Below are 21,136 nucleotides of genomic sequence, written 5' to 3'. Positions count from 1 at the left end.
GCTATTCATCATATCATGTTCATGGTACTTGCGAAGAGAGAAGTAAGCTACGTGGTACTCCTTCGCCTTTAAGCAAGCTACGTGGCAATCAACCATGAACATCAACACTCTGATTCTATTTACTGCATTGACTGTCATTCCCTTACAGACCATTGGGTTCGTTTTGGGGAAGCTGGCGATCGCTGCCCTAGGAGCCTGTCTCCTCTATGTCATCTTATTTTATGGGCTGCGCTCCATTTTTCGGAAGTTTGAGAGCGATATTGCCCTGGTTACCCTGAATGTCTCCGCCTATCCCATCCTGAGCATTTTCATTCTGGTTAGTTTAAAGGTTTCCTTTGCGGATCTTGATTCTGGGGATACCATCGGCTGGTTTGATCGCCTGTTGACTGCTGGCATTATTGTGGCAGTCAGTTATTGGTTGATCCAGTTATTTATTCAAGTTTTTGTCTACTACCTCAAAGATTATGCCCGACAAACGGAAGCGATGTGGGACAATGTGCTGCTGCCTCTCCTTGAAGGGGTTGTCCCGTTTGTTATTTTTCTTTTGGGTAGTGCGTTTGTTCTCCAATCCTTTGGTGTTGATTTAACGGGGATTTGGGTCACTTTGGGTGGGGCGACGTTTATTATCGGGTTTGCGGTTAAAGATATTTTAGCGAACTTCTTTAGTGGAATTGTTCTATTGATTGACACGCCATTTCAATTTGGTGACATTCTGGAGTTAGAAAATGGCTCCATTGGTATGCTGCGAAAGATTGGCGTGCGCGTGACTCAACTTTATATATTTGATGACCGCAGTGAAGTCTATATCCCCAATAGCGTTTTACAAGGTCAATTGATTACCAATTTAAGTCGCCCGATTCCCCATCACTTCTACGCATTGCCGATAGAAATACCACCTGAATGTGACTTAGAAGAAAGTCAGCAGCTCATGTGGGAAATTGTTTTTGCTCATCCGGATACATTAGGAGATATTGACAAAAAATTAACCCATATAGATGATTTCTTTGTTGTAGATAACTTAGAAACTAATTTTGCCTATAAAAAAAAAGTAGGTCGTCAGCGTCTACTTCTGGAAAATGATGTAAATCTCAAACTCGAAGATATTGAACAATCGTTAGAAGCCCTGATGGTAACGATTCAATTTGCCGAAAAAGGCGGTCTAAATATTGAAGAAATTGAAACGATCCAACAAGAATATGAGGATGTTCTTCAACAAGTGGGTTTAGAAGTTGTGCAAAGACGGCAGAATAAACGGATCATTTTTGAGTTGGAAGAAAATGAATCGCAAGACACATTAATTGGTTTGGTGCGGGAATGGTATCGCCTGTGGTTAAGAGATCCAGATTTACGCGATGAAGATCAATATATTTTACCTGATGAATGGGAACGAAAAATTGAACTATTAAAACGACGGTTTCAACGAGTTTTTCAGAAAATTAGCAATCCTCATCGGGAAGAAACCCGGCTCGATGATTATGTCCTGGATTTAGTCAAATGGTTGCGGGAGCGATTTAAACAAGCTAGAAGTCAACGGCAGGAACCAAAAATTAGGATGAAGGGAACATCCCAATATGAGGGATTTACCTTAATTAAATTTACTATTGAATTCTATTTAGATAATGCCAAGCTAGAAGACTTTAGACGGGGTAGTCGCGTAAGTAGTGAAATTTATCAAGAAGTAATGCGACATTTTAAAGAGAGTTACCCACCAGTTAAACCCTAAACAAAAGCGCAACAAGCCAGAAGGTTTTAGGACTTCAAGGGAAAATCATTTAAGCCATACAGGAGGTTACTCAGTATCCCTTGTAAGTAGTCGGACTTTCATTAATGTTAACGGTTGAGAACAGGGAACAGGAGAGATTTGAGGCTTGTTAGCATTCTTAGTACAGCGTACAGAATTTATGTCCAGGTACTTACCAACGAAGGTAAATTAGTTGAATTGAGGAACTTTTTCCGAAAGGTATGAGTCTAGTGGGTCAGAGTTTTCATCTGTGGCTAGCCGTGACACCCGCCAATAAGTCAAGTTATATTTTAATATCATGTCCGGTTGAATACCCATAATTACGGTGATAGGGAGTAGGGGTGATGGGTTCGGACATCATATAAGTATCTGCAAATCAAGTAGGCATGACGATGAAATTTAACCAGAGAATTAGATGGATGGGTATAGCATTAGCAAGTGTAACCGTAGCCTGTTCAGCAACATCACAGACAATAGGCAACTCGGCGATTCGTACTGATCAATTAAGCTATTATGCCGAGATTGTAAATAATCCTAAACCCGGGGTTAAATTGACCATTGAAACTGAATATACGAATACGACAGGCAATACTGTTTATTTAATCGGTTGTCACCAACCGTCTGCGCCTCAATTACAAAAATATAGGGATGGGGAATGGGAAACGGTATATTCTCCGGTAGAGAATGAATGTTTAAGTCCGCCTTGGGAAATTCCTCCAGGAGAGACATACCGAGATACTTATCAGGTTTATGGTTATTTGCCTGGATATAATGCTGCACCTACGTTCGACGCTACTATTCCGGGTCGGTATCGATTAGTTCGGGACATTTATCAAGAATTATCTGATCCGGTAAATGAAGCCGAATTATTACCGTTGTCGGAACGTATATCGAATGAATTTAAAATTATTAATGATGTTGAATAGGGTAATACTATTAGAATAGTCATTAGCTGACTTTTCACGCCATCTAGAAATGAGGGTAACGAACAGTCTTTGATATTATCTTCGCTTAAACAGGAAGAGAGGGCGACCCGATCAAATCGAGTGGATCACCGTTGTTAATTGATGCAAGCGGGTCGCCCCTACAGGGTGTTAATTTATGTCAGCGGGTATCTACCAGTTAATCTTTGGTTCTGGGCGTACCATTGGCGGTGACTACCTCATCTCTGGGATTTTTCAACAATCCGGTTAATAGAGAGGCGGGATGCTGTTGATGGGGCCAAGCAAAGGCGTGACGAAAGGCAGCATCTTGACAGGCTTGCATTTGCTCAAAATCAATAATATCTTGAGTTAATAGGTTTTCGTACTCAAAGGGTAACCGCACATTATTTAATCCGGCGTTATCGGTACAAATGGCAATATCCACCCCCGCCTCGAAACAGGAATCAAAGACGATTTTAAGTTGCTGAATATCCTCCAGGGTTCCGGTTTTTAAGTAGGTGGTGGGACAGACTTCTAAACATTGCTGTCGCTGGGCAACTTCTTTTAACAACGCTGGATACTTTAAGGGAATATGAATTCCATGACCAATCCGCATTAAATAAGGTAACAGTTCCGGATAACAACCGTCGCTGGTTTCGTAGAGATGACCTGTTGTATTCAGACCGAGCGATCGCGCATACTGATAGAGTCCGACAAATTCGGCTAACCGTTCCCCATAATGGGCATCTCCTCCTGCCAAATCCACCCCACAGACATAATCCTTTCTTTGGGCGGCGAGGTCTACAATTGCCTTATTCACGTTATAGGGAAGCCGCGCATGCATACAGAGAATTTGACTGGTTACCATCGGATAATCCTGGACTTGACTGGCTTGTCCGACAATCTCCACAATCTGCGCCATCTGATCAATCCGTTCCGATTGACTTAATTGTTCCGATGTGCGTAAATAAGGCGTATACCGCAGTTCTAAATAGGCTAAATTTTCAAAGATATACGCGCCGCGAATTAAGCGATAAATAAAATAGGGCAACGTTTGCGCCGTTTGTACATGTTCGACTAAGGTGTGCAGTTCCAAATACTCATCTAGTGTATTGCGCGATCGCGTGTAAAATTCCTCAAAGTCGTCATAGTCGGCAAATTTCTGGGTCAACGGATCAGTTTGACGTTGAAAATATCGCCAGAGAATCCGAGGAACCACTGAACCGCCCAGATGACGGTGTAATTCTGCATATAATGGCATACAATCTCCTGATAATCAGGTCGTTTTCAGTCTTGGCTGGACAGACATGTCACCACGACTTAGATCAACGGTAGCCTTTGTAAAAAAAAATTGCAGCAACTCTAATTATTGCAACAGTAATTTACAATTCCCCTTTTTCCATTCTCACCAGCTAGAATAACCTCAAGGACTTAGAGAACTGGATGCCATGACCACCGCTAACCCTGAAAACAGCACTGCCTCTCATCCCTCTCAGTGCTATTGCTTGAACCCCGATTGTCAGCATCCAGAGAATCCGCGAGATGCCGTCAGTTGTCACAGTTGCGGTTCAGAGTTACTATTATCCGGTCGCTATCGGGCAATTCATCCCCTAGGACAAGGTGGCTTTGGCAGAACCTTTCGCGGTGTGGATGAATCCAATCCCAATCATCCCGACTGTGCGATTAAGCAGTTTTTCCCCAAACACTCAAGCACCACGCATCAGGAAAAAGCTGCCGAACTATTTGAACAAGAAGCCCAACGCTTAAAAACGCTGGGACATCATTCCCAAATTCCCCAATTATTAGATTATTTTAGCCAAGACAAGCGTCAGTATTTAGTTCAAGAATTTATCCATGGACAAAACCTAGCCGCTGAACTCGCCAGCGAAGGACCTTTCAGTGAATTAAAAATCCGCCTGCTGTTGCGCGATTTATTACCTGTTCTCCAATTTATCCATAGTCATCAGGTCATTCACCGGGATATTAAACCGGAAAATATTATTCGTCGTCCCGGTTATGGGAATCTGGTGTTAGTGGATTTTGGTGCGGCTAAGTTTGCCACAGAAACCATTCTGGAACGCACCGGAACGGTGATTGGTTCAGCCGCCTATACCGCGCCGGAACAGGTGCGCGGAAAAGCTGTTTTTGCCAGTGATTTATACAGTTTAGGCGTTACCTGTATTCACCTGCTGACGCAAATACCGCCCTTTGATTTATTTGATAGTCATGAAGATGCGTGGGTATGGCAGGATTATTTAAACGCGAACAGGTCAATCAGTAAACCCTTAGCCAAGATTCTGAATACTTTGCTGCAAAGTGCGACTAAACGGCGCTATCAGTCGGCGGAGGCGGTATTAAAGGATTTAACTTCTCAGCGTGGAAGCAAGGGAACACAATGGTTGGTGGCGAGTACAGTATTGATTATGGGATTTGCCGGAATTCGGTATCTAGTATCACCTGTAACCCAGCAGGTTTCTCGCCGTAACCCAGTGGTTACGAATCCAATTCAGGAGAAGTCACCGACATCATCATCGAGTCAAACTGGCGGACTTTTCGCCACCGTTAATGGACAACAGCAGGTATTCCCTTTAGAACATACCCAAGTCGCCACAAAAATTACTGGGAATGTGTCGCGGGTGGAAGTTACCCAAACCTTTACCAATCCCTTTGATCATCCCTTAGAAGCTGTCTATAAATTCCCCCTCCCTGATGAAGCGGCGGTGGATGATATGGAAATTCAACTGGATGATCGGATTATTCGCGGCGTGATTAAGAAACGCCAGGAAGCCAAGCAAATTTATGAGAAAGCGAAAAAAGCGGGAAAAACGGCGGGGTTATTAGAACAAGAACGGGCGAATGTGTTTACTCAGTCGCTGGCGAATATTAAACCCGGAGAAAGTATTGAGGTAACGATTCGCTATACCGATAGCCTGAAATTTGAGGGCGGGGATTATGAGTTTGCGTTTCCGATGGTAGTCGCACCGCGATATACGGCTGGGAATAGTGTTGGTAGCGCTAAAGCGCCGACTACAAACCAAGCGCTGACGACAAACGTGGCTTATGCGGCACAGGTGAATCCTCCGATCGCACCGCCAGGACGATCCGGTCATGATATTGATGTGACCGTCGAAATTGATGCAGGCGTACCTATCAGTAACGTGCGATCGCCCTCTCATCCGGTTACCACCCAACAGACGAGTTCCACGGTACGGGTAGAACTGGCAGATCAAGAGACGATTCCGAATAAAGACTTAATTTTACGCTATCAAGTCGCAGGTGCAGACACGCAAGCCACTGTCTTAACCCAAGCTGATGAACGGGGGGGTCATTTCGCCACGTATTTAATCCCGGCGATTGAGTATCAACAGAATGAAATTGTCCCCAAGGATGTAGTATTCCTCGTCGATACCTCTGGATCACAATCCGGTTCCCCCATTGTCCAATCCAAGGAATTGATGCGCCAGTTTATTCAGGGATTGAATCCCCAAGATACGTTTACGATTATTGATTTTGCCAATAGTACGACTCAGTTATCGGATAAACCGTTAGCGAATACACCCCAGAACCGGAAGTTAGCCCTCAACTATATTAATCGCCTCAATGCCAATGGCGGAACTGAGTTAATGAATGGGATTGACACCGTATTGAAGTTCCCGGCTGCACCTGCGGGACGGTTGCGGAGTGTAGTATTATTGACCGATGGATTAATTGGCGATGATGAACAGATTATCGGTCAAATTCGCGATCGCCTCAAGCCAGGAAATCGCTTGTATAGTTTTGGCGTGGGGTCTTCGACGAATCGCTTTTTAATTGAACGGTTAGCGGAATTGGGGCGCGGAACCGCTGAAGTGGTTCCCCCGAATGAATCAGCAGAGGTTGTCGCCAAGGAGTTTTTCCAAGAGATTAATAATCCTGTCTTGACGAATATCCAAGTCAGTTGGGAGGGGACAGGAAACGCACCAGAATTTTATCCCCAAAAGATACGGGATTTATTTGCCAACCAGCCCTTAGTCGTATTTGGACGCAAAGGCGATCGCACGAATGGCAAACTTAAGATTAGCGGCACGGTGGCTGGAGGTCAACCCTACGAAACCACCTTAGACGTGAACTTTGACGAGGTGCGCGGGAATGGTGCGATCGCGCAACTGTGGGGACGGGCGCGGATTAAGGCATTAATGAATCAAATGTATGGTCGTGAAACGCCAGAGGTAGTCGAAGCGGTGACGGATACAGCACTCAATTATCGCTTAATGTCCAAATATACGTCATTTGTAGCCGTTACCGAAGAAATTCGAGTCGATAACAAGGATGGTAAAAAACTCAATGTCCCGGTTGAGACTCCTGAAGGAATGGATAATCAAGGAACAGATACACCATCGACTGGAAACACCGCTAGTGTACCAGAACCGGATCAGATTATCGGGAATCTCTTTACCCTGCTGTTATTGATAGTTGTCTTTGGGATCAAGCCGTTAAGGAAGGTAATCATAAAAATCCGTTCGTAGGGGCGCACAGACGTGCGCCCGAAAATTCCCCTGGGGAATCCCAAAAATTTGAATTAGGACGTTGTTTTGTCAATTTAATCAGGGTGGGTCTGGTTGATATAGCACTACGCATTAAGGTTAGGACAATACAATTGGGTGAAAAGGCAACAGGCAACAGGCAACAGGCAACAGGCAACAGGGGAATGTCCTAACGTATCCCCGTAGGGCTATAAGTTATCGGTTTCCCGATTAATTGAGTCCCTAAACCCGCCCCTACAAGTGGAGGACAATCGAGAATATTTTGTTGTCGCATTCGCCATTATTAACAATCTGTACCAGTTCATACAGATAAATAAAACTTTTACCATTGACGTTTACGTTTTAATATTCTAAAGTAAAGCGGATTTAGGGCTGCCCGAAAATATCGCGGGTAAATCCTGATTTGATCGGGGTTTGAGAATGTAGTATGATGTTATTTGAATCCTGTATTGGGTGTATTTCAGTGCCAATTTTCAACAGTAAACGCTTCAACGCCTTATACTGCGTTATTTTTTTCGTTCTCGTGTCGGCAAGCCTCAAATACTACAACTATATTGCACAACCTAATTGCCTAGACTCATTTCGAGGCAGATTTGACAAAAAAACCGTTTAATGCGTATTATCCCTGATCCCAAACAGACGACTCGTGGAATAGGGATGCAACTACTAAGTAGTCGGACAAAAGAAAACAGCACTGTACTAAGTTTTGTAAACAAGCCTCAAACCCTTACAAAACCCCCTGCAACCTTATGGCAGACTAAACCAAAAATCAATACTGCAATCAGCGAAAATAGTAAAGAACCCTGTCCCAAATGCCAGTAAGCAAATGCCTCTTGCTCTGATAGGGCGACAAGTACCGCCATCAGCGCCACCCGCATCCCGTTAATCACAAAACCGATAAAAACGGCAAAAATGGGTAGTAAAACCTTCTGTTTTAATCCCGTTGGCACAAGGACTAAAAAAATCAAGGCAATGCCTAAAAGCTGAACCATAAGCTTTAAACCGGCACAGCCATTGTAAACTTCAATACTCCCCGTAGGCAAACTGACAATAACCCCTTCACGCTTAACCTCAAAGCCCAATAGCCAGAGAAAACCACTGGCAAACTTAGCGGTTAACAAGGATAAGTTAAGAACTGGATAAACCAGTTGTCTCCAAGGAACTGCAATAAACCCCAGCAGTAGCCATTCTTTATTGTATTGTTTTAATCCCTTAAACCCAGATACCAGTAACGCTAACGCCAATCCTGACATCAACGGGAAAAGTTGCAGGAAAACGTCATCGCCAACGACATGTTTACTTTTAAACAGAATCCCGGCTATCAGCAACCCTGCCAAACTACTGGATAATGGACTGCTGTGCCAGGTTATTTGATCGCGCTTCATCCACAGCAACCCTAAAACCACGCACCCAAACAGGAGGCTGGCGCTGAATAGATTATTATTATTGCTTCTCGATACTAACGTGAAATGCAGTGTGATTAAACCCGTGGCGATACCCAATAACCAAAATTGGTTAGATTTCAGGGGATTGAGTTGAGTCATGATTCAGCAACTGGGAACTCAAGCGGCTTCGATGCAAATACCCATAAGTTAACACAGAAAAAAATAAATCATGCTTTTCCTTTGTGGCGAAAGTATCAAACTGTAAAGCTACTATTTTCAGTCATCCCATCAATGGTGTAATCTAGTAGCGGCACCATGATACTTTCCATGTCATCCAGCGCTCTCTCACGCTGGCTTTTCTGAGATGGCGTGCCAATTTTTTGTCAATAATCGCTAAAATAAATGGCGGTTATCACCAAATATGTCCAAAAAGCCCAGCGATCTCTCCGGGTGGTTTCTTAGAGTTCGCCAGGATGGAATTAGCCTGAAGGAGAAGCGTTCCATCGGTGAAGTCGCCAAGTTTGGGAAGCGCGATCGCTATCATGGCAGATGAAGCGATGTATCCAATAATTTCATGTCCGGCAAATCAAAGCTTAACAATCGCCGCCTGAATCATCCCCAAGCCATGCCAGAAAACCGTTTTACGGCATCTCAAGCGATTAGCCACGATGGGATTGAAGTTCGGATTTATCCAGTCGAGCAAGGATATCGAGTTGTGGTATCAAGTATTCTGAATGAATACTGGCATCCCGGTATTTTTCCTAGTGTTCAGGAATTGTGGGACTGGGTGCAACCCCAGGTTGAAGCCTTGGCTGAGGATGGCTTACCCTTAGCCAGGGAGTGGATGATGCTAGACAGTGATTTCGATGGGAATGGTATGTATGGCGATTGGTTTATTAACCAAGCTGCCCGACATTGGGAAGGGTATGATCCCTTGACAAATCGCTGCTACACCGCCTCAACCCGAATCGCACTGACACGCAAGATTGATCAGATACAAGCCCAACGATAGGCACAAATTAAGGCAGAAGATAGAAGGCACAAGGGCAAAACCCAAGCTGTTCAAGTTCCCTCCCCTTGGTAAGGGGAGGGTTAGGGTGGGGTCAAATCAAGGTCAATTGGAATTTATACACTACAGAGCCACTGGAGTCGGACAAGTCACATTAGTTCCTCCTAGCCCACAATAGCCATTGGGATTCTTGGCTAAGTATTGCTGGTGATAGCCTTCTGCATAGTAAAACTCTGGAGCATCAACAATTTCTGTGGTGATTTCTCCATGACCCGCCTCACTCAGCGCTTTTTGATAGGCGTCTCGTGAAGCGTCTGCGAGTTTCTTTTGACTATCGGAATAGGTATAAATTCCCGAACGATATTGAGTACCCGTGTCATTTCCTTGGCGCATCCCTTGGGTGGGATTATGACTCTCCCAGAAAACTTTCAGCAATTGCTGATAACTAATCACCTTGGGGTCAAATACGACGCGCACAACTTCATTGTGACCCGTCATCCCGGTACAGACTTCTTGATAGGTGGGGTTAGGCGTTATCCCACCTGCATACCCCACAGCCGTGACAAACACTCCCTCTTGTTGCCAAAATCGGCGTTCAGCCCCCCAGAAACAGCCCATGCCAAACATCGCCATTTCCATACCATCGGGGTAAGGGGGTTTGAGAGGATTGCCGTTGACATAGTGGTTGGCTGGAACGGACATGGGTTCTTCCCGCCCCGGTAACGCTTCTTCAGGTTTAGGCAGGCTGAGCTTTTTGCCAAATCCGCCAAATCCAAATAACACCATAAAATTACGACTCCGATTTTGCTGCTATATCTTTACTTTACTTAATATTTGTCATTTGTCCTTTGTCATTCGTCATTTGTTGAAGATGACTTGCACTCTAATTGGGGCGGGTTTAGTGATATCAAGGTGACAACCCAACGTTAGTAGTAAAACCCGCCCCTACAATTCCCCCATCTCCCTGGTTGTAAAGTTTTAATGAAGCGTCCTGATAGACACCTTTGTGAATGTAGTTTTGTAAAGACCCCGGAAAAAGTCCTGATCGCTGTCAGCCGTCTGGCGGTGGGAGGCTGAATCTGGATTCTGAACCCGGAGCATTCTACTGATTGAGGTGCGTACTACGATGTTACTCCACTCGCTTTGTGCAACGAATCATCCCCAAAAACCCTTGAAGCTGATCATTTGGGAACCGGCTGAAATAACGACTGAGCGTCTGAAACCCTTTTACTTCAAAACAAATTATCTTTGTGAGAATTTGACAGAAGCGATGCAGATTCTGGCTCAAATCCAGCACAGTAGTAGAGATTTACTACAGACGACGTGAGCACTTTCCAATGTCGGTTGAATTGTGGCATGATTTTCCTAAACACAAACGTGAACAATCATGCAACCGAACTTGGCAAAACTTTTTTTCTGGCTATTCGGTTTCACCGCTTCGTCCCTGCTGTGTAGTGGTTTATCCGCTCAAGCCCAGACGCCAGACTCTGCCTACTATGGTTATATAACTGTTACTCCCTCTGACTCGGCTCAATCGTCTGGCTCAACGACTAATAACACCCAGCCAACCCTAGTCTTGGTTCAACCCCAAACTGTCGCCGCCACTCCAGAGGTAGCACAAGTCCCTGGGGTTAATCCTCTAAAAATACTGGGACGCAGCTATATCGGCGTAGGTGGGAATATTGGTCTGGATGGTGAAGAAACCAACTTAGGGGAAGGATCTTTCGTCATTGTCAGTAAAGCAGGATTTACTGAGAATTTCTCTGTGCATAATGCAGTCATGTTTGGTGACGAAACCACCACATCACTTACCCTTAGCCTAAATTTTCCAATCAAGACTCCTGTTACTGGACAAACGATTGTGATTCCTTTTGCGGGAGGGGGTGTGCTGCTGCAACCTGATGACGACTGGGAAGCTGATCCGTTGGTTTCCGGGGGCGTCGATGTTCCCATCCCTCCCCGATTTACGGGTACAGTGCGTGTCAATGTGGCATTTCCCGAGGATGATGAAACAGATGTGGGACTGGTTTTAGGTGTAGGTTACAATCTGAAGCTGTTCTAATTGTTGATTGAGCGATTTGTGGCAACTATTCACCCAGCTTTAAACAAGGTTCAATAGTGGCAATAACGGACTTGGCTAAGGCAGTCAGATCATAACCTCCTTCTAAGCCAAATAAAATACGGTGAGTCACTTGCAAGCAATAATCTGTGAATACGCCAAAATCGTTTGGTTTCAGGGCGACGCTGGCGAGGGGATCATCGGCGTTGGCGTCGTAACCTGCACTGATGATGAGTAAATCGGGCTGAAATTCACGGAAAAATGGTATTACCCCCTGCTCAAACATGGGTTGGTATTCTGTGAATGTACTGCCTGGTGGCATTGGTATATTCAGAACATTATTGTACGAGCCGCGTTCGCGAGGGTTTCCAGTGCCAGGATAGCAGGGATATTGGTGGAGGGAACAGTAGACAATACGGGCATCGTTTTCCACGAGGCTTTGAGTGCCGTTACCATGATGAACATCCCAATCCAAAATGGCGACTTTTTGGATACCAGGTTGTTCTAGGGCATAGTAAGCCGCGATCGCCGCATTGGAAAAGAGACAAAATCCCATCCCCCTGGGACCTTCGGCATGATGTCCAGGGGGACGTGCGAGGACAAATGCCGGGTTGTGGCTGGTGAGAACCCGATCAACTCCATCTAACCAAGCGCTGATGGCTAACAGGGCAATATCATAACTGCGGGGAGAAACCCTGGTGTCGCCATCTATCATTCCTCCACCGTCGTGGGCGAGTTGTTTGACTAAATTGATGTAATCTTGGTCATGAACTTTTTGCAACAGAGGCATTACCGGACGACTCTCTACAGGTGTAGGTAGCTGCCAATCAACTTTATCTGCCCAGGGTGCAGCGTTTAAGGCGTTGACAATGGCTGTCAATCGTTCTGGACGTTCAGGGTGGAAACCACCGTTGTCGTGATTGAGAAATTCATCAGAGTAAATAACTGGAAACATAGGTTCAGTAAGACTGCCAGCAAATTAGTGCTTTCTATAATTGTATTATTATTAGTTCGGCATTGAACGGTTGATACCAGGACTTATGTTGTGGAAGCATCTTGGTCTCTGGAAGCAAGGGAAGTGGGCAAGATACTCACAGGAGGGCAAATTTACCTATGCACCCTGACATTTCTCTATTTCAGCCATCGGCAATAATAAGGTATCCTCAATCTCCTGTCGCACCTCACGACTAACATAACAATCACTATTGAGACAGTCCACTAATAATCGATTGGCATCATAATAATGCTTGAGGAGTTTATTTTGTTGAGAATTAAATTGCCAAGGGTAACCAATCTGGCGATACTTAATAATCGCCGCCGACAATTGCTCTGTCCAAGAAATACCATGAGTTTGCCACCATTGCTTAAACTGCCACTCATCCCCATCGAGATTGAAATCTGGATTAGGGAGTTGTTGCTTAAGATCCTGTAAGGCTTTGCCCAACCTGGGGTCAAGATTCAGGGCGCGATCGCACGCCAGAAATAATGCTCCTCTCATGGCGTAGGGGCGATCGGCTAATCCCAAAACCAGCTTAGACGCCTGTTCAAAGGTCAAGGATAGCAGTTCATCGAGTCCAATATCCTGGGTTTGGCTAGATCCTAACAGTAGAAGATGGTGGAAATGGCAATCGAGGACACCAATCAAGTCTGATTCCGGTTGCGGAGGTGTGGGGTTGTGTTGAGAATAATGATTCCGGGCTAAATTAAAATAAAACACCCGCACGGCTGCTGATTTATAGCGAACGTGAACAGTATTTGATTTCCCATACACTCACTGCAATAACCGTTGTAATTCCGCATCTGTAGCCACTAATTGATCAATCAAAGGTGGTAAACGCAATCTGACTAAGTAAGTTTTGTTTACGTTGAACGGATAGTTTTTTATAAACCTGATCTCGGATAATTCCCCGTTTAGCGTCCCATTTTAGTAAAAGGGTAGCAATCCCACGTTTATATAATTCCGCCCGATCTGCGGGAAAGTCGCCAGAATCTTCAAATTCTAAACAGAGTTAGGAAAAAGCACTTTATTGTATGATAATGTTCTTTTTTTCGGATCTGGCATAAGTCAAGCAAACTCAAGCATTTCTCAAGCAGAATCTCAAGCAACCGTCGGCTTTGATGAGATGGAGAAATGATCGCACTACAGTGACAGACGCGATCGCACTTGCTCAACCTGTACATTACCACTGAAAGGTAGTAACAATGTCTAGTTTAACTATCGCCAATGGGGCTACATTCACCGATCAATCCCTGCAACTGTCTCAGATTGGTAACATTTGGACGCAGATGTTTAGTCAGCCATCGCAGACTAATCAAAATCCGCAGCCAAGTGCTGAATCGGTTGCACCGTTAGCGAAGGAATTACCCCTGCGGATTCTCGTAGCCGAAGATCAATGGGGCGATCGCACAGTGGCGTTACGAGTTTTGCGATCGCTAGGCTATCAGGCAGATGTTGTCGGGAATGGATTGGAAGCCTTAGAAGCGTTACGCCAAAACCATTACGATGTTGTTTTAACCGATGTGCAAATGCCACAGATGGGGGGTTTGGCAATGATGCGCCGCTTATGCCAAGAATGGTTACCGGAACAGCATCCTTGTATTATTGCGGTAACATCTGATGAAATGCCACAGGTGCGCGAGGAATGCTTAAAAGCAGGGATGAATGAGTGTTTGAGTAAGCCGTTGGCAGTTGATAAATTAGTTGCAGCGTTAAGGATGTGTCAGTTTTGATATCGGTCAATACTTGACCTTGTTTATTTTTCTCCAAACACGGTATAATTTAAAAAACTTTACAGATAAATTGGGGAATCTCAATCATTTCTCAATCCAAATTTAAGTCAGCCGTAGGCTTACATTGAAGAGTGGGAACGCGATCGCACCTTAATCTACCCTGCGATCGCACATTCCGACTATCCTATAGAGGGCTAGGACATCAGCTTGGCAAACCGTTTAATTCGTTGAGGAGAACGACGAAATGTTTGGGATACAGCCTAACAGAAGCAAAACTGACCAACAAATTGCTGAACTTCAACAGCGTATCAATGAAGTCGAGAGACTTTGCGAAGCCACCTGTGATGAGATTCAAGATAAATATGGTGCGGCTATACTGGCTACTATCCTACGTTCTCATCTAATCAATTCCAGAGTCCCTCGTTCAAGGCAGGTTAATTCCTAAACAGACAAGCGACTCAATTGTCCTGACTGATCAGTGAAATCCGCGATTTGAAGATTGCCATCCGAGATCTTGGACTGCAACATGGTATTAATGGGACGGCGATTTTTCTTACGAGGCTGTGCCGTATTTGGAACAGTCCTGGGGTTGAAGGCTTGCCAAAACCGTTCTCCATCTGCTAGAAATCCAACAACCTCTGATTTAGGATCTCAGTCTTTGTCTTTAAAATCTGTCACTATTGGACCGACCAATGGTCAATCCCCAACTCACTTGATGGTGTGCTTACATGGCTGGGGGGCTAACTCTCAGGATTTAGTTCCATTAGCCTCAGCATTAGACTTGCCCAATGTCCAGTTTCTATTTCCCGATGCTCCGTTTCCTCATCCCGATGTCCCCTGGGGCAATGCCTGGTATGCGCTGGAAAGCCAAGATAATCACGGGTTAGAGGAAAGTCGTCAAAAGTTGATTGACTGGTTAACGTCTCTGGAAGAAAGTACTGGTGTACCCCTATCCCGTACCATTTTAAGTGGATTTTCCCAAGGGGGAGCCATGGCGTTAGATGTGGGGTTAAGATTACCCTGTGCCGCCTTAGTTTCAATGAGTGGCTACTGGCATGATTCAGCTCAACTGACACGGGAATCGTTACCCCCAGTTTTGATTGTGCATGGTAGACAAGATCCGGTTGTACCTGTGAGTAAAGCACAACACGCCAGAGATAATTTAAAGGCGTTGGGAATCGCGGTGACGTATCAAGAGTTTGATATGGCGCATCAGATTCTGCCAGAGGTTTTGATGTTGGTACGGCGTTTTGTGCTGGATGTTATTGGTTCAAGTTCTGTATCGTGAACTTGACAACCTTAGAGCATTTTTCATCCGCTGCACTACCCTAATTAATCCCAGAACCGCTTTCGCTTTCTCCGGTAGAACAGGGGAACTTTCTTTGAGCTGAAATAGAGGAACTTTTGTCTCTCAATGCCTTGGCGTGTATTTTACGCAAATTTATTTTTTTTCCAAAGTCCAAAGTCCAAAGTCCAAAGTGGGTTCAAAAAGGCTGGTAGCGTAGAGAAAAGTGAAGACCATTCTCTTGCAGCGAATCCCCCTGATTGTTGACCTCCATTAAGGGGATGCCGTAGTCTAGGCGCAAATCCAAACCTGAAGGAATTTGCCACCGCAAACCCAATCCTAGACTAGCAATTGTGGCTGGGTCAGGGTCAGGATCTTGATTATTCCAAGCTGTACCGATTGCAAAAAAAGGAGCAAGTTGTAGCTGGCTGGGGTCTGATGTGAGGGGAATGCGAACCTCAAGTGAACCTAAGATACCGTTATCCGCAACCCGTTGATTTTGCCGATAGCCTCTGACTGAATCGACTCCACCGATACTGAACCGCTCTAGAGAGAGTAAAGAATCTGGGGTTAACTGAGCATTCACTTGCGTGATCAGCGTCGTTCTCGGTGACAACCGTTGCACCCATTGGAATTGTCCCAGCCAGGAAAAAAATCGCCCGTCAGTCCCGGTGTTGTTGATGGTTGCATCAAAGGCATCTAGCCCGATGCTAAACTGAGACCGGGCGGCTAAGATGCGACTGGATCGACTACGGTCTACCCAATCTTGAGAAAATCGGAGTACCGTTACCTTGGATTCGCCGTCTTCTGGACCAACTGAGAAAGAAAAGGGTTCGTCGAGTAAGAAGGTTTGACTGCGACGCAAGTCTAGGGCTAAACTCAGGGCAAATTCCCTCTCTGGCGATCGCGATATCGGTTGGCGAAAATTGACAGAAAAGGTGCGAGTTTCGCTTTCGATATCAAACTCCTCGAACTCATCTTCGATAATGCTGCTGTCGCTGTTAGCGTAGCGTACACTCAGAGTGCCATTGCGGGCATTGATGGGGATAGCATAGTTGATATCGTAGAGGTCGAGTCCTGCGGTGAGGCTGTATTGAGTGCTGAGGCGATCGCCAAAACCTAAGAGATTATCATGGGCAACAAAAAGGCTGGTTTGTAGGGAACCGATACTGGGAGATTGGTTGTTGGCGGTAGAAACGCCAGCGTGAAAGGTGGGTGATTCTTTGAGTTCGACTTGCAAAATATTGCTACCAGAACGGCTTCCTGCGGTTAACTCGGCATCCACTTGATTGAGTAAGGGGTCAAGTTGCAGCAGTTGCAGTGCTTCTTCTAATTGGTTTCGGTTTAAGGGTGCGTCAGTGGCGAGTTCAAGGCGACTACGCACATAGCCTTCCCGCAGATGGTTTAAGCCGTCAATCTCGATCTGTTCTAAGTCACCCTCGACGACTTGAATTTGCACAACACCATTGCTAGGGTCTTGCAGGGGTAAAAATGCACCGGAGGTGATGTAGTCTTGGTCAAGGTAAAGCTGAGTAATCCGAGAGCGCAGCTCCAGCAATTCTTCAAATGTTACCTCACGGTTCTCATATTCGGCTTTTAATGTTGCAATCTCATCGTGCAATACGGTATTTCCTAGCACCTCCACTTCTGTGACAAAAAATGGCACATTGGATGGAGTTGTCACCTCAGGGAGTTGGGGAGAGGAAGGAGTTTGTAGACCTGGTTCTGGTGGCGATACTGGGGATTCTTCCGGGAGAGGAGGGGGGGAGTCGGAGGGGTTGGGAATGGTTTCCTCAATCCTCTCCGGGGTGGTGGGGGGAAGGTTCACGCCTGGGGGTGGGGTAGATTGAGCTACTGTCCTCAAGGTTATACCCGTGATGGTAGTAATGCTAGAGCATGAAATTGCAATCCATCTCAGTGTCAGTAGGTGGACACAATTAAGGTTAACGGTGGGAATCGTCCTTTGTCTTTCGTCATTCTTCATTTGTCAGAGTTTGAGGCTTATTTACAAAACTCTAGTCAGTGATTTCCCTAAAGAAACTGTCTCTAAGATGGGAACTTGAATTAGGCAATTTGAGAGGAGTCCTTTTAGGGGGAAACTAAGGTAGTGCGAGAACATTGATTGGTTTGGAGCCTGCCTCGTCGATGGTTGGCATAGACAAGATAGGTCTGACCGACTTCAAAGGGGTATCCACACATAGCAGTTGTCGCAGCCGTTTGAATAACCAGGCGTTGAGCTGGCTTCCCTTTCCATTGTTCGTCAACGCCAAAGGTGACGCTTAGTCGTCCATTGACCCGTTGGATGTTCGTAACTTGCCCTGAAAAAACAACCGTAGCGTCTGCTAGAGCCTGTTCCGAGTCAGGTGGACGCACGCAAGAACAGGCATAAGTCGGTCGAATTGGGAGAATCGCTACGCCCGTACAGAAGAGTAAAAAAACAACTGGCGCAAACTTCGAGTGATAGCGCTTAAGTGGATTGGTCATCATTCAAAAGCCCAGTTTCAACTGGGCTAGCTAACGGCTGATCGAGATAAACTTATGCCTTTAGCGCATTAAGAATGCAATCGACGATCTGAGTCTTAAACAAACGTAAAGTCCCAAGAGACAATAACATTGGTAGTGTCTTGTACCACAGCGATCAGATCGCTCTGATAGTAGACTAAGGTATCGGTCGCACTGCTGCCAGACCAGTTTTGGAAGCCCAGGGAGTAGTCACTCTGGCTACCATAAGCCTGGAACATATCTCCCTCAGCCCAGTAGAAGTCTGTGACTGTAGCATATCCCAAGCCTAGATAGAACGCCCCAGAGGTATCTCCTAAAACAAATGTATCCGCTCCATCAGAAGCACCTGTAACGCCGGGTTGGGATGAACTGTAGTCTCCGCTTAGGATATCGTATTCTCCCGTATTGCCACCATAGGCATTGAGGCTGTCATTACCGGAACCGCCCACTAATATATCGGTTCCCGTTCCGCCAAGTAATGTATCATTGCCAGATTCACCGTATAGGTTATCGTTGCCAGAACCGCCATCTAAGTCATCGTCCCCAGAGTAACCTAAAAGGGTGTCGTTACCTGAACCGCCATACAGGTTGTCATCCCCAGTCCAGCCATCAAGATAATCGTTGTCAGCTTCACCGTATAGGTTATCGTTACCCGAACCGCCACTTAAGTAATCGTCCCCAGAGGAACCTAAAAGGGTGTCATTACCCGAACCGCCATACAGGTTGTCATCCCCAGTCCAACCATCGAGATAATCGTTGTCAGCTTCACCGTATAGGTTATCGTTGCCAGAACCGCCATCTAAGTAATCATCCCCAGAGGAACCTAAAAGGGTGTCATTACCCGAACCGCCATACAGGTTGTCATCCCCAGTCCAGCCATTGAGATAATCGTTGTCAGCTTCACCGTATAGGTTATCGTTGCCAGAACCACCATTTAAGTAATCGTCCCCAGAGTAACCTAAAAGGGTGTCGTTACCCGAACTACCATACAGGTTATCGTTGCCAGTCCAGCCATCAAGATAATCGTTGCCAGCTTCACCGTATAAGTTATCGTTGCCCGAACCGCCACTTAAGTAATCGTCCCCAGAGTAACCCAAAAGGGTGTCGTGACCCGAACTACCATACAGGTTATCATCCCCAGTCCAGCCATCAAGATAATCGTTGCCAGCACCACCAGAGAGATCGTTGTCTGCCTCATTACCGATGATGGTATCGTCGCCAGCACCACCAATCGCGTTTTCAATCACCACACCATTGGCGATAGTGAAACCGCCATAGATGCCTTCAACGGCAGATAGGTAACCACCTGCATTGGGTCCGACTAGTGGCGCATCATTGAGATTGATAGTAGCATCAGCGGTGGCAGTAGCCGCTGAAATTGTATCAATGCCGCCTGCATCCCAAATGCTGGAGTAGAATGTGCCGGAGGTATTGCTAGTCGGTAAGACGTAGGTATCATTGCCAGTCTTGTAGGACATATTTGCCCCATAGAGATATTGAATTGCGGCAATATCGAAAGCCATAGGACCACCTTGATAGCCATAATCCGTAATTCCGGTATAGTCGTTGGTATCTAAACCATCGTTGTAAGTCATCGTTGTCCAAACACCCTGGTTGAGACCGTAATCTCCCGTATCCCAAGGAGAAGAAACCCCAGGATAGATACTGGAACCCCCCCCTGTATCGTGAGGATGGGCTAATCCCAAACCATGCCCTAGCTCATGAATTAGGGTAATAAATCCGAAGCCTCCTTGTTGCAAACCTTCTGCATCCCAACCTGTTCCTTGCCAGTTAAAGTAACCAATTCCTTCTCCAAAGGTACCTGGGGGAGAGAATGCTCCTAAGTAGTTAGCCTCAAAATTGTTGACTAAAAGAAATCCAAAATCGGCATTAGCATCATTGTCGGCGGTTTGGACAAAGTTAATATTGGCGACATTAGACCAAGTGGTCAAGGCTTGCTGCATTGCCGCCTCTTCATAGTCGAACCAAGGTGTATTAATGGTATCCTCATTGTAGTAATCATCATCTAGGGAAGCATCACTCCAGAAGGAGTAGGTGATTGTGTTGTCATTAAGTTTATTTCCTCCCCAGAGAATACCGTCGATATAGGGATTAGAATGTGCCATGATTATCTCCAAATCGTCATTGTTATCCTGTTGCGTAAATACGCTAATTTTTAGAATAAAAGTAGGACTTATATAATGCATTCACCATATCTACCAGTTTGATAGTATGGACAAACAAGGCTCTTTGCACGATTGAGTCAATCAGATTGCTGAAAACTACAGTAAGATTGCTGAAAACTACATAAGTGGGGTCTGCTGTAGGGAGTCTTGTGGTGGGGAAAGAGGCTCCAAGGCAGGAGGGAAGAGGGTTTATGCCAAGTTGCCGTCTAATGTAGATAGGACTTACGCAAAGCCTCTATGTGTAGGGTGTGTTAGCGAAGCGTAACGCACCTTAACCTATGTATATGGCGTGGCTGCGTAAGTCCTGGTAGAGTCTAGAACGGAGAGTTATGTATAAGGTAGAATTATGAGTAGAGTAAGTAGGGCAACCCCCCCATCTGAGCGTGGAAGATGTGGAACACAAGCTGAAATCACAAGAGAGTTATTGGCTCAGAAAAAAGTGGCTAATTGTTTACAATGGGTTGGTTGACCCTAGAACGGCTGCTCTTATCGCTAAACAAATAGGGGTAAGCTGTTATGCATTTAAATTGGGTATTAGTAACGAACAAGATGCTCAATGTAGCGAGCAAGATGCTCAATGTAGCGAGCAAGATGCTCAATGTAGCGAGCAAGATGCTCAATGTAGCAAGCAAGATGCTCAATGTAGCGAGCAAGATGCTCGCACTACGGCAAGGATTTCGTCATTATTGACATTAAGGTTTAAATGTCGAACAGCTTATCAGTAGGGACAGTTCATACAGTGATTTCTTCCTACAACAAGATGGGAGTAGCCGCGTTAGAAACATCCGGAAAA

General features: G+C 45.5%; 19 protein-coding genes and 1 pseudogene. 11 read left to right on the top strand and 9 right to left on the bottom strand.

Translation table 11 applies throughout. The annotated features are described in order from the left end of the window. The first annotated feature begins 94 nt into the window (after positions 1-94). Positions 95-1,723, top strand: coding sequence for a mechanosensitive ion channel family protein (locus RID53_RS10410; RefSeq protein WP_446388030.1), 1,629 nt, complete (start codon positions 95-97; stop codon positions 1,721-1,723). Positions 1,724-2,160: 437 nt separating this feature from the next. Further along, the gene (locus RID53_RS10405; RefSeq protein WP_446388029.1) at positions 2,161-2,667 is read left to right on the top strand and encodes a hypothetical protein; all 507 of its coding nucleotides are present in this window, start codon (positions 2,161-2,163) and stop codon (positions 2,665-2,667) included. A gap of 196 nt (positions 2,668-2,863) precedes the next feature. On the opposite strand, the gene RID53_RS10400 is transcribed toward RID53_RS10405, so the two are convergent. Further along, complete coding sequence (locus tag RID53_RS10400) at positions 2,864-3,925, bottom strand: adenosine deaminase (RefSeq protein ID WP_446388028.1); 1,062 nt, start codon at positions 3,923-3,925, stop codon at positions 2,864-2,866. Between the two features lie 187 nt (positions 3,926-4,112). Here RID53_RS10400 and RID53_RS10395 point away from each other — a divergent pair, with 187 nt between their 5' ends. Further along, entirely contained in the window at positions 4,113-7,169 is a 3,057-nt protein-coding gene (locus RID53_RS10395) for a protein kinase domain-containing protein (protein WP_446388027.1), read from the top strand. Positions 7,170-7,906: 737 nt separating this feature from the next. Here the strand turns inward: RID53_RS10395 and crtA are convergent. Next, a complete protein-coding gene (gene crtA / locus RID53_RS10390) occupies positions 7,907-8,731 on the bottom strand; it encodes a cyanoexosortase A (RefSeq protein WP_446388026.1) in 825 nt (274 codons plus the stop codon). Between the two features lie 262 nt (positions 8,732-8,993). Between crtA and RID53_RS10385 the strand changes: the two genes are divergently transcribed. Next, positions 8,994-9,125 (top strand): hypothetical protein, encoded by a 132-nt coding sequence (locus RID53_RS10385; protein WP_446388025.1) that lies wholly within the window; start codon positions 8,994-8,996, stop codon positions 9,123-9,125. A gap of 21 nt (positions 9,126-9,146) precedes the next feature. Next, a complete protein-coding gene (locus RID53_RS10380; RefSeq protein ID WP_446388024.1) occupies positions 9,147-9,584 on the top strand; it encodes a hypothetical protein in 438 nt (145 codons plus the stop codon). A 120-nt stretch (positions 9,585-9,704) separates the two neighbouring features. On the opposite strand, the gene msrA is transcribed toward RID53_RS10380, so the two are convergent. Further along, on the bottom strand, positions 9,705-10,367 hold the full coding sequence (gene msrA / locus RID53_RS10375; RefSeq protein WP_446388023.1) for a peptide-methionine (S)-S-oxide reductase MsrA: 663 nt from the start codon (positions 10,365-10,367) through the stop codon (positions 9,705-9,707). A gap of 340 nt (positions 10,368-10,707) precedes the next feature. On the opposite strand from msrA, the gene RID53_RS10370 reads away from it, so the two are divergent. Both RID53_RS10370 and RID53_RS10365 read left to right on the top strand, forming a co-directional pair. Then, positions 10,708-10,908 carry a hypothetical protein gene (locus tag RID53_RS10370; RefSeq protein WP_446388022.1) on the top strand — a complete coding sequence of 67 codons (201 nt, stop codon included), beginning with the start codon at positions 10,708-10,710 and terminating at the stop codon, positions 10,906-10,908. Positions 10,909-10,968: 60 nt separating this feature from the next. Beyond that, the gene (locus RID53_RS10365) at positions 10,969-11,643 is read left to right on the top strand and encodes a hypothetical protein (protein ID WP_446388021.1); all 675 of its coding nucleotides are present in this window, start codon (positions 10,969-10,971) and stop codon (positions 11,641-11,643) included. Between the two features lie 25 nt (positions 11,644-11,668). Here RID53_RS10365 and RID53_RS10360 read toward each other — a convergent pair whose 3' ends face one another. The 3 genes and pseudogenes from RID53_RS10360 to RID53_RS10350 form a co-directional block, all read right to left on the bottom strand. Beyond that, positions 11,669-12,595 carry a histone deacetylase family protein gene (locus RID53_RS10360; protein WP_446388020.1) on the bottom strand — a complete coding sequence of 309 codons (927 nt, stop codon included), beginning with the start codon at positions 12,593-12,595 and terminating at the stop codon, positions 11,669-11,671. Positions 12,596-12,751: 156 nt separating this feature from the next. Then, entirely contained in the window at positions 12,752-13,411 is a 660-nt protein-coding gene (locus RID53_RS10355; RefSeq protein WP_446388019.1) for an NACHT C-terminal helical domain 2-containing protein, read from the bottom strand. Between the two features lie 49 nt (positions 13,412-13,460). Further along, positions 13,461-13,649, bottom strand: a pseudogene (locus tag RID53_RS10350) (NACHT domain-containing protein); the annotation flags it as partial. A gap of 193 nt (positions 13,650-13,842) precedes the next feature. Here RID53_RS10350 and RID53_RS10345 point away from each other — a divergent pair. The 3 genes from RID53_RS10345 to RID53_RS10335 all read left to right on the top strand — a co-directional run bounded on the left by RID53_RS10345 (position 13,843) and on the right by RID53_RS10335 (position 15,658). Beyond that, complete coding sequence (locus RID53_RS10345; protein ID WP_446388018.1) at positions 13,843-14,370, top strand: response regulator; 528 nt, start codon at positions 13,843-13,845, stop codon at positions 14,368-14,370. A 244-nt stretch (positions 14,371-14,614) separates the two neighbouring features. Then, positions 14,615-14,815, top strand: coding sequence for a hypothetical protein (locus RID53_RS10340; RefSeq protein ID WP_006101743.1), 201 nt, complete (start codon positions 14,615-14,617; stop codon positions 14,813-14,815). A gap of 213 nt (positions 14,816-15,028) precedes the next feature. Further along, positions 15,029-15,658 (top strand): alpha/beta hydrolase, encoded by a 630-nt coding sequence (locus RID53_RS10335; RefSeq protein WP_446388037.1) that lies wholly within the window; start codon positions 15,029-15,031, stop codon positions 15,656-15,658. A gap of 196 nt (positions 15,659-15,854) precedes the next feature. On the opposite strand, the gene RID53_RS10330 is transcribed toward RID53_RS10335, so the two are convergent. From RID53_RS10330 to RID53_RS10320, 3 genes are all read right to left on the bottom strand, one after another. Continuing rightward, the gene (locus RID53_RS10330; protein WP_446388017.1) at positions 15,855-17,639 is read right to left on the bottom strand and encodes a ShlB/FhaC/HecB family hemolysin secretion/activation protein; all 1,785 of its coding nucleotides are present in this window, start codon (positions 17,637-17,639) and stop codon (positions 15,855-15,857) included. Positions 17,640-17,743: 104 nt separating this feature from the next. Beyond that, on the bottom strand, positions 17,744-18,139 hold the full coding sequence (locus RID53_RS10325) for a hypothetical protein (RefSeq protein WP_446388016.1): 396 nt from the start codon (positions 18,137-18,139) through the stop codon (positions 17,744-17,746). 95 nt (positions 18,140-18,234) lie between these two features. Further along, a complete protein-coding gene (locus RID53_RS10320; protein ID WP_446388015.1) occupies positions 18,235-20,283 on the bottom strand; it encodes a M10 family metallopeptidase C-terminal domain-containing protein in 2,049 nt (682 codons plus the stop codon). 443 nt (positions 20,284-20,726) lie between these two features. On the opposite strand from RID53_RS10320, the gene RID53_RS10315 reads away from it, so the two are divergent. Further along, entirely contained in the window at positions 20,727-21,068 is a 342-nt protein-coding gene (locus RID53_RS10315; RefSeq protein WP_446388014.1) for a hypothetical protein, read from the top strand. Positions 21,069-21,136: the final 68 nt, after the last annotated feature.

This window comes from Coleofasciculus sp. B1-GNL1-01 (genome assembly GCF_040220235.1).
Taxonomy (GTDB): Bacteria; Cyanobacteriota; Cyanobacteriia; order Cyanobacteriales; family Coleofasciculaceae; genus Coleofasciculus.
The sequence above is the reverse complement of the archived record's forward strand: the minus strand, read 5'-3'. Positions and strand labels throughout refer to the sequence as shown.